Annotated in this window: 8 protein-coding genes; 5 read left to right on the forward strand and 3 right to left on the reverse strand. The window is 55.3% G+C overall.

Annotation, left to right across the window (positions count from 1 at the left end; all coding sequences use genetic code 11):
* A partial coding sequence (locus tag RTY00_RS07175) for an EAL domain-containing protein (RefSeq protein ID WP_312663945.1) occupies positions 1 to 218 on the forward strand: 218 nt, incomplete at its 5' end.
* A gap of 61 nt (positions 219 to 279) precedes the next feature.
* A complete protein-coding gene (locus tag RTY00_RS07180; RefSeq protein ID WP_312663946.1) occupies positions 280 to 2340 on the forward strand; it encodes an AsmA family protein in 2061 nt (686 codons plus the stop codon).
* Here the strand turns inward: RTY00_RS07180 and ppiC are convergent, their stop codons facing one another.
* Positions 2341 to 2622 (reverse strand): peptidylprolyl isomerase PpiC, encoded by a 282-nt coding sequence (ppiC, locus tag RTY00_RS07185; protein ID WP_008105734.1) that lies wholly within the window; start codon positions 2620 to 2622, stop codon positions 2341 to 2343.
* 72 nt (positions 2623 to 2694) lie between these two features.
* On the opposite strand from ppiC, the gene rep reads away from it, so the two are divergent.
* Positions 2695 to 4716 (forward strand): DNA helicase Rep, encoded by a 2022-nt coding sequence (rep, locus tag RTY00_RS07190; RefSeq protein WP_008105735.1) that lies wholly within the window; start codon positions 2695 to 2697, stop codon positions 4714 to 4716.
* A gap of 64 nt (positions 4717 to 4780) precedes the next feature.
* Here the strand turns inward: rep and gppA are convergent, their stop codons facing one another.
* Both gppA and rhlB read right to left on the reverse strand, forming a co-directional pair.
* A complete protein-coding gene (gppA, locus tag RTY00_RS07195) occupies positions 4781 to 6265 on the reverse strand; it encodes a guanosine-5'-triphosphate,3'-diphosphate diphosphatase (RefSeq protein WP_312663947.1) in 1485 nt (494 codons plus the stop codon).
* 7 nt (positions 6266 to 6272) lie between these two features.
* A complete protein-coding gene (rhlB, locus tag RTY00_RS07200) occupies positions 6273 to 7568 on the reverse strand; it encodes an ATP-dependent RNA helicase RhlB (RefSeq protein WP_256698022.1) in 1296 nt (431 codons plus the stop codon).
* Between the two features lie 117 nt (positions 7569 to 7685).
* Here rhlB and trxA point away from each other — a divergent pair, with 117 nt between their 5' ends.
* A complete protein-coding gene (gene trxA / locus RTY00_RS07205) occupies positions 7686 to 8018 on the forward strand; it encodes a thioredoxin TrxA (protein ID WP_008105741.1) in 333 nt (110 codons plus the stop codon).
* A gap of 345 nt (positions 8019 to 8363) precedes the next feature.
* Positions 8364 to 8950: Rho termination factor N-terminal domain-containing protein (locus tag RTY00_RS07210; RefSeq protein ID WP_312663948.1), on the forward strand; the 587-nt coding region annotated here is incomplete at its 3' end.

Raw genomic sequence — 8950 nt, forward strand, 5'->3', positions numbered from 1 at the left:
TTATGCTGCTGCGCGCCAGCGATGAAGGCCGCTCAATGTTCTCGATGCTGCTGGCGTTGATTAACCGTTATTGCAACGGAGTCATCGTCGAAGGCGTGGAAACGGAAGAGGAGTGGCAACAGGTTCGCAGCTCGCCAGCCATGGCGGCGCAGGGCTACTTCTTCTCGCGTCCGGTGCCGTTTAGCGAGCTGGAACGCATGGCACTTGAGCTTCCCTGATCCCGTTCCGCGACGTCTCGACTATCCTTAGTCAGACGTGGAAGGGCAAGGAGGAAGCAATATGTCACGTACTCGAAAGATCCTGAGCTGGGTGTTCGGGATTTTTTTGTTATTGGTTGTAGTGATTGTGGTGCTCATCGCCACCTTTGACTGGAACCGCCTGAAACCTACGATTAATCAAAAAGTTTCAGCCGAACTGAACCGACCTTTCGCGATTCGCGGCGATCTCGGCGTGGCCTGGGTTCGCAACCGCGAAGAACCAGGCTGGCGCAGCTGGGTGCCGTGGCCGCAGGTGCATGCCGACGATGTGATGCTCGGCAATCCGCCATCCATTCCTGATGTCACCATGGTGCATCTGCAGCGCGTTGAAGCGACGATTGCGCCGCTGGCGCTGCTGCATCAGCAGATCTACCTGCCGTGGATCAAGATGCAAAAGCCGGATGCGCGGCTGGTGCAAACCGCTGATAAAAAGAATAACTGGACCTTTGATCTCGCCAGCAGCCAGAACAGCGATGCTAATGCCGCGCCTTCTGCCTGGTCCTTCCGCCTCGACAACATCCTGTTCGATCAGGGACAAGTGCGCTATCGCGACGCCATTAACAAAGCCGATGTCACGGTGACCATCAATCCGCTGGGCAAACCGGTGCCGTACGCGCAGGTGGCGGGCGGTGACGATCAGCAGAAAGGCGCGGGTGATTTTGTCTTTGGCTGGCAGGCGAACGGCACTTACAACAACCAGAAGCTGGATGGCGACGGCAAAATTGGCGGCATGTTATCGCTGCGCAGTAAAACCACGCCGTTCCCGCTGCAGGTGGATGTGCGTAATGGCACCACGCGCGTACGTATTGACGGCACCTTGCAGGATCCGCTCAATCTCGGCGGGCTGGATGTGCGTTTGCGCTTCGCGGGCGATACGCTGGCGAATCTGTATGGCCTGACGGGCGTGCTGCTGCCTGATACGCCACCTTATGAAACCGACGGTCATTTGATTGCGCGTTTCAACGAGGAGAAAGGGCCGCTGTTCCGCTACGAGAAGTTTAACGGCCACATCGGCGACAGCGATATTCACGGTTCGCTCGTTTATCGCCAGGCCAAACCGCGCCCAACATTGACCGGTGAACTGACCTCAAACCAATTGCGGATGGAAGATTTGGGGCCGCTGATTGGCGTCAACTCCGGTAAAGGCAGCGAGAAAACGCAGCAGGCCAAAGCGCAACGCGGCGATGCCTCAACGCAGCCCGCCGATCGCGTTCTGCCGCATGACAAGTTTGATACCAAGAGCTGGGACGTGATGGATGCGGATGTGAAGTTCAGCGGCAAACGCATCGAACACAGCAGCAAGCTACCGCTCAGCGATCTCTATACCCATCTGCAATTGAAAAACGGCGACCTGCTGCTCGATCCGCTGCGCTTCGGGATGGCCGGCGGCAGCATCACCTCCACCATTCATCTGGAGGGCGATCGCAGCCCGATGCGCGGACGCGCCGATTTGCATGCGCGTAAGCTGCGTTTGCGTCAGCTGTTCCCGGATGTCACCGCGATGCAGAACAGTTTGGGCCAGCTTAACGGCGATGCCTCGCTGAGCGGCACCGGCAATTCGGTGGCGGACTTACTGGGTACCAGCGATGGCGAACTCAAGCTATTGATGAATGATGGCCTGATCAGCCGCAGCCTGATGGAGATTGCCGGACTGAACGTCGGTAACTATGTGGTTGGCAAGCTGTTCGGCGATGACGAAGTGAAGATCAACTGCGCGGCAACCGATCTGAATATTCGTCAGGGCTTAGCGACGCCGAAACTGTTCCTGCTGGATACCGAGAATGCGGTGATCAATGTGACGGGCAACGTTAACTTCGCGAATGAACGCATGGACTTGTCGATCAATCCGGAGAGTAAAGGGATACGTATCATTACGCTGCGTTCGCCGCTGTATGTGCGCGGCACCTTTAAAAATCCGGATGCCGGCGTGAAAGCCGGTCCGCTGATTGCGCGCGGTGCTGCAGCGGTGGCGCTTGGTGCGGTGGTTGCTCCGGCCGCTGCGTTGATCGCACTGATTTCGCCTAGCGATACCGACGACAATCAGTGCAATAACGTGCTGCAGCAGATGAAGAATCAGAAGTGATCAGTTACGCCACAGCACTTTAATGATGTGGTAACCAAAGGCGGTTTTCACCGGTCCGTAAGGCTGTAGCAGCGGACAGGAGAAGACCGCCTTATCAAATGCCGGCACCATTTGTCCTTTACGAAACTCACCCAAATCACCGCCGTTGCGCCCGGATGGGCAGGTAGAGTGTTTCTTTGCCAGCTGCTGGAAGTTCGCGCCTTTTTCAAGCTGCGCCAGCAGGGATTTGGCCTGCGCTTCCTCTTTCACGAGGATATGTAAAGCCGCCGCGGTTTTCGCCATGATGAAGTCCTAATGTGTATAATCCGGCCATTATAACCCTGTTTCTTTTGATCCCACTGAGCGAATTCCGTTATGCGTTTAAACCCCGGCCAACAACGAGCTGTCGAATTTGTCACCGGTCCTTGTCTGGTGCTGGCCGGTGCTGGCTCGGGTAAAACCCGCGTGATCACCAACAAAATCGCCCACCTGATCCGCGAATGCGGCTATCAGGCGCGCCATATCGCCGCTGTGACCTTTACCAATAAAGCCTCGCGCGAGATGAAAGAGCGTGTGGCGCAAACGTTGGGGCGTAAAGAGGCGCGCGGCCTGATGATTTCCACCTTCCATACGCTGGGGCTGGAGATCATCAAACGCGAATACAAGGCGCTGGGAATGAAAGCCAGCTTCTCGCTGTTCGACGATCAGGATCAGCTGGCTTTGCTCAAAGACCTGACCAAACAGTGGCTGGAAGAGGACAAAACGCTGTTACAGCAGCTGATTTCCACCATCTCCAACTGGAAGAACGATCTGGTCGATCCGCAGGGCGCAGCGGGTTTGGCGCAATCGCAGCGTGACCAGATTTTTGCTCACTGTTATCAGCTGTATGACCAACACCTGAAATCCTGCAACGTGCTGGATTTCGACGACTTAATCGCGCTGCCGACGCTGCTGCTGCAGCGCAATCAGGAAGTACGCGAACGCTGGCAGCAGCGCATTCGCTACCTGCTGGTGGATGAGTATCAGGACACCAACACCAGCCAATATGAGCTGGTGAAGCTGCTGGTGGGTGCGCGGGCGCGCTTTACCGTGGTGGGCGATGACGATCAGTCAATTTACTCGTGGCGCGGCGCGCGTCCGCAAAACCTGGTGCTGCTGCAACAGGATTTCCCGGCGCTGGAAGTGGTGAAGCTGGAGCAGAATTATCGCTCGACGCAGCGCATCCTGAAATCCGCCAACATCCTTATCGCCAACAATCCGCACGTGTTCGAGAAACGCCTGTTCTCAGAACTGGGGCAGGGCAGCGAGCTAAAGGTGCTGAGCGCCAATAACGAAGATCACGAAGCGGAACGCGTGGCGGGTGAACTGATCGCGCATCACTTCATCAACAAAACTGCCTACAAAGATTACGCCATTCTCTATCGCGGCAACCATCAGTCGCGTGTGTTTGAGAAGCAGCTGATGCAGAACCGTATTCCGTATCGTATTTCTGGCGGTACGTCGTTCTTCTCGCGTCCGGAAATCAAAGATTTGCTGGCCTACCTGCGCGTTCTAACCAATCAGGAAGATGACAGCGCATTCCTGCGTATCGTGAATACGCCGCGCCGTGAGATTGGTCCGGCAACGCTGCAAAAGCTGGGCGAATGGGCCAACCTGCGCAATAAAAGCCTGTATAACGCCAGCTTCGATATGGGACTGGAGCAAACGCTGAGCGGGCGCGGGCTGGAGCATCTGCAGCGCTTTACGCACTGGCTGAATGAGATCGTCCAGCTGACCGAACGTGAGCCGGTGAACGCCGTGCGCGACCTGATTCGCGGCATCGACTACGAAAGCTGGCTGTTTGAAACCTCGCCCAGCCCGAAAGCGGCTGAGATGCGCATGAAGAACGTTAACCTGCTTTTCCAGTGGATGACCGAGATGCTGGAAGGCGATGAGCTGAACGAACCGATGACGCTGGCGCAGGTGGTGACGCGCTTTACACTGCGCGACATGATGGAGCGCGGTGAGAGCGATGAGGAGCTCGATCAGGTGCAGCTGATGACGCTGCACGCCTCAAAAGGGCTGGAGTTTCCGTATGTCTATCTGGTCGGCATGGAAGAGGGTTTATTGCCACACCAGAGCAGCATCGATGAAAACAATATCGAAGAAGAGCGACGTCTGGCTTACGTGGGGATTACCCGTGCGCAGAAAGAGCTGACCTTTACGCTATGCCGTGAACGCCGTCAGTACGGCGAGCTGATGCGCCCGGAACCGAGTCGCTTCCTGCTGGAGTTGCCGCAGGACGATGTGGTGTGGGAGCGCGAGAAAAAAGTGGTGAGCGCAGAGGAGCGCGTGAAGACCGGACAGACGCGTGTCGCCGGGTTAAGAGCGATGCTGGAGAATGCGAAGAAGGGTTGAGAGCGGTCGCCATGAATGGCGACCCTACGTCGATTGTAGGGGCGGCATTCATGCCGCCCAAACATCAGGAAATCGTCAATAACCAGTGCACGTACGACTGATAATGACTCTCCTGCTCCAGCAGCTCAGAACGCAATGGATGCACTTCGCGCCAACCGGCTGGCAACGTCAAATGCAGCGCATCATCATCCGCCTGTAAACGTACGGCAGGCAAGGTGTCATCGCGGCGACGACTCGAGAAAATAATCGCTAAACGCAGCAAACGGCTTAAACGCTCCGCCATGCGCGGCGGCACGGCGTTTTGTTGGGTCAGCAACGCCAGATCAATGCTGCCGCTTTGGTTCTGCAGCAGGCAAGCCAGCATTTTTTTCTGTGCGGGAGTGAAGCCAGGAAGATCGAGATGGCGAATCAGGTAAGCGGCGTGTTGCGGTGCCTGACGGAAATCGACGCTCAGGCCAATTTCGTGGATGGAGCAGGCGCTGAGCAGCAGATCGCGACATCGGTTATCCAGCTTCCAGCTGCTGCTCACCTGACGGAAGAAACTCTCCGCCAACTGACGCACGCGACCGGCCTGATCAATATCAATGGCAAAACGACGCTGCACGTTCTGCAATGTGCGGCTGCGGATATCGCGATCAACCGGCAGATGCAGCATGCCATACACCAAGCCTTCGCGCAGTGCGCCACCGGCCAGCGTCATACCTTCAATGCTCAATTCCTGGAAGATAGCGATGAGAATCGATAAACCGCTCGGGAACACTAAGGCGCGCTCCAGCGTCAATCCTTCAATTTCCAGCTCTTCCAGCTTGCCGCACTGAATCGCGCGCTGTTTCAGCTGTTGCAGCTTGCTCAGGGTGATGCGCTCATCCATGCCCTGCGCCATCATAATTTCCTGCAACGCTTGTACGGTTCCTGACGCGCCGACACAGATTTGCCAGCCTTTCTCACGCAGCGCAGCGGCCACCGGACGGATCATCTCGCGCGCGGCCAGTTCGGCCTGCTCAAAATTCTCTTTTGCCAGATGACGATCGCTGAAATAGCGTTCAAGCCAGGTTACGCAACCCATCGACAAGCTGAACAGCGTGGTGGCATGCGAACCTTCGCCGGTCACCAGTTCGGTGCTGCCGCCGCCGATATCGACCACTAAACGCTGATCGGAACCGCCGGTGGTATGCGCTACACCCTGATAAATCAGGCGTGCTTCTTCTTCGCCGCTGATGACATTCACCACGCAGCCAAGAATCTGTTCAGCCGTTGTGAGGAAATCCTGCGCATTTTCAGCAAGGCGCAGCGTGGCGGTTGCCACCACGCGGATTTGTTCCGGAGGAATATCCTGTAGCTGTTCGGAGAACAACTTCAGGCACTGCCAGCCGCGTTGCATCGCCTCGGCGGAGAGATGATTAGCTTTGTCGAGGCCAGCCGCCAAACGCACTTTGCGCTTTATTCGCGCGACGGTCTGAATACTGCCAGACACCTCGCGCACCACCAACATATGAAAGCTGTTAGAACCTAAATCAATCGCTGCATAAAGTGACGATGCGCTTAGCATGGTGTGCTTAACCCGAACGTTTACGGTTGCTATTGCGCGGCGCGCCGCTCCGACGGTTATTGTTGTTCCCGCCACGGCGTGGACCGTTTCCTGAACGACTGCGTTGCAGACGCTTCGGCGGTGGCAGTTCATTCAGCAAGGCATCGCTGTTGTACTTGCTGACCGGAATACCGTGACCGATGTACTCTTCGATTGCTGGCAGGTTCAGCGCGTACTCTTCGCACGCCAGGCTGATGGAGTGACCGCTGGCGCCCGCGCGGCCAGTACGGCCGATACGGTGAACGTAGTCTTCGCGGTCGTCAGGCAGGTCGTAGTTGAACACGTGCGTTACCGCAGGAATGTGCAGACCACGTGCCGCGACGTCGGTGGCAACCAGGATATCCACATCGCCTTTGGTGAAGTCGTCGAGAATACGCAGACGTTTTTTCTGCGCCACATCACCGGTCAGCAGACCTACACGATGACCATCGGCAGCCAGATGGCCCCAAATGTCTTCACAGCGGTGCTTGGTGTTGGCGAAGATGATGGCGCGATCTGGCCACTCTTCTTCTACTAGCGTCTGCAGCAAGCGCATTTTCTCTTCATTCGAAGGATAGAAAAGCTCTTCTTTAATGCGGTGGCCGGTTTTCTGCTCAGGCTCAACTTCCACGTATTCGGCGTTGTTCATGTGCTCAAACGCCAGTTCACGCACGCGGTAAGACAAGGTCGCAGAGAACAGCATACTCAGGCGTTGGGTGGCCGGCGGCATGCGGCGGAACAGCCAACGAATGTCTTTAATAAAGCCGAGATCGAACATGCGATCGGCTTCATCCAGCACAACAACCTGAATCGCGCCCAGGTTGACATGGTTCTGCTTGGCATAGTCGATCAGACGTCCGGTGGTGCCCACCAGAATATCGACACCATCAGCCAGCACTTTCAGCTGTTTATCGTAGCCGTCGCCACCATAAGCCAGGCCCAGCTTTAAGCCAGTGACCTTCGCTAATGGTTCAGCATCGGCATGAATTTGTACGGCGAGCTCACGCGTCGGGGCCATGATCAGCGCACGTGGCTGATTAGTCTGGCGACCTTCTGCGGCAGGATGAGAAAGAAGATAATGAAACGTTGACGTAAGGAACGCCATCGTTTTGCCGGTACCGGTTTGCGCCTGACCCGCAACATCACGCCCTGTAAGCGTAAGAGGCAACGCGAGCGCCTGAATAGGCGTGCAGTGGCTAAAGCCTTTAGTATCAAGGGCTTCTATCACCTGAGGGTGCAGGGCGAAGTCGGAAAACTTCTGTTCAGTTAAGTGTGTTTTGCTCATAGTGTGGTAGAATATCAGCTTACTAGCGCTTTACGAAAGCGTATCCGATGAAATAAAGTCAACCTACGTTGGTATCATTTCCGCCAATTCGCCAGGCGCAATCTTTTGGAGTTAAACATGAGCAGCGATAAGATCGTTCACTTGACCGATGACAGTTTCGACACAGACGTACTGAAAGCAGACGGTGTCACTCTGGTAGATTTCTGGGCTGAATGGTGTGGTCCTTGCAAAATGATCGCCCCAATTCTCGACGAAGTCGCAGAAGAGTACGAAGGTAAACTTACCATCGCTAAGTTGAATATTGATGACAACCCGGGTACGGCGCCGAAATACGGTATCCGCGGTATCCCAACTCTGCTGCTGTTCAAGAACGGCGAAGTGGCGGCAACCAAGGTTGGCGCACTGTCTAAAGGACAGTTGAAAGAGTTCCTGAACGCCAACCTGGCCTAAGCCCAGCGTGGTGTTTGTTCGGCAGTGGTGAATTTTTTCGCCACTGCTGGACGTCTCACTTTAAGCGTGTTAAGTTGAGTTCACTGCATTACGCTCTTACCTTGTAGTTTGCATCTAAGTTTTCCCTTGTCAGACCCTACTCGCAATGAACGTTATCGTGGTTTGGCAATCTGATGACTAGCACATTCGGCATCATCTTTCGACCGTCTCCTCGTTTCCTATCGCCACATCTGACGATAATCGTCGAGCTGAGTTGAAAAAGAGCCATTAACAGGCATGGAATTTTTGCCATACCACTCACGACAATCATTTCGAGAATTACCCCGAGTTTAAGAACCCATCACTATGAATCTTACCGAATTAAAGAATACGCCGGTTTCTGAGCTGATTACCCTCGGCGAAAATATGGGGCTGGAAAACCAGGCGCGTATGCGCAAGCAGGATATTATTTTCTCTATCCTGAAACAGCACGCAAAAAGCGGCGAAGACATCTTTGGTGATGGTGTGCTGGAGATATTGCAGGACGGATTTGGTTTCCTCCGTTCTGGAGATAGCTCCTACCTCGCCGGTCCCGATGATATCTACGTCTCTCCTAGCCAAATCCGCCGTTTCAACCTCCGCACTGGTGACACCATTTCTGGCAAGATTCGCCCGCCAAAAGAAGGTGAACGTTACTTTGCGCTGTTGAAAGTTAACGAAGTTAACTATGACAAGCCGGAAAACGCGCGTAACAAGATTCTGTTCGAAAACCTTACGCCGCTGCACGCCAGCAAGCGTATGCGTATGGAACGCGGTAATGGCTCGACTGAAGACCTGACTGCACGCGTGCTGGATCTGGCTTCTCCGATTGGTCGTGGTCAACGTGGTCTGATTGTGGCGCCGCCGAAAGCGGGTAAAACCATGCTGCTGCAGAACATCGCGCAGAGCATCGC

Source organism: Pantoea sp. CTOTU49201 (assembly GCF_032054795.1).
Lineage (GTDB): Bacteria > Pseudomonadota > Gammaproteobacteria > Enterobacterales > Enterobacteriaceae > Pantoea > Pantoea symbiotica.

Excerpts from the sequence above, each read along its gene's own strand:
- RTY00_RS07180 (WP_312663946.1), top strand. The coding sequence starts at position 280 with ATGTCACGTACTCGAAAGATCCTGAGCTGGGTGTTCGGGATTTTTTTG.
- ppiC (WP_008105734.1), bottom strand. The coding sequence starts at position 2,622 with ATGGCGAAAACCGCGGCGGCTTTACATATCCTCGTGAAAGAGGAAGCG.
- rep (WP_008105735.1), top strand. The coding sequence starts at position 2,695 with ATGCGTTTAAACCCCGGCCAACAACGAGCTGTCGAATTTGTCACCGGT.
- gppA (WP_312663947.1), bottom strand. The coding sequence starts at position 6,265 with ATGCTAAGCGCATCGTCACTTTATGCAGCGATTGATTTAGGTTCTAAC.
- rhlB (WP_256698022.1), bottom strand. The coding sequence starts at position 7,568 with ATGAGCAAAACACACTTAACTGAACAGAAGTTTTCCGACTTCGCCCTG.
- trxA (WP_008105741.1), top strand. The coding sequence starts at position 7,686 with ATGAGCAGCGATAAGATCGTTCACTTGACCGATGACAGTTTCGACACA.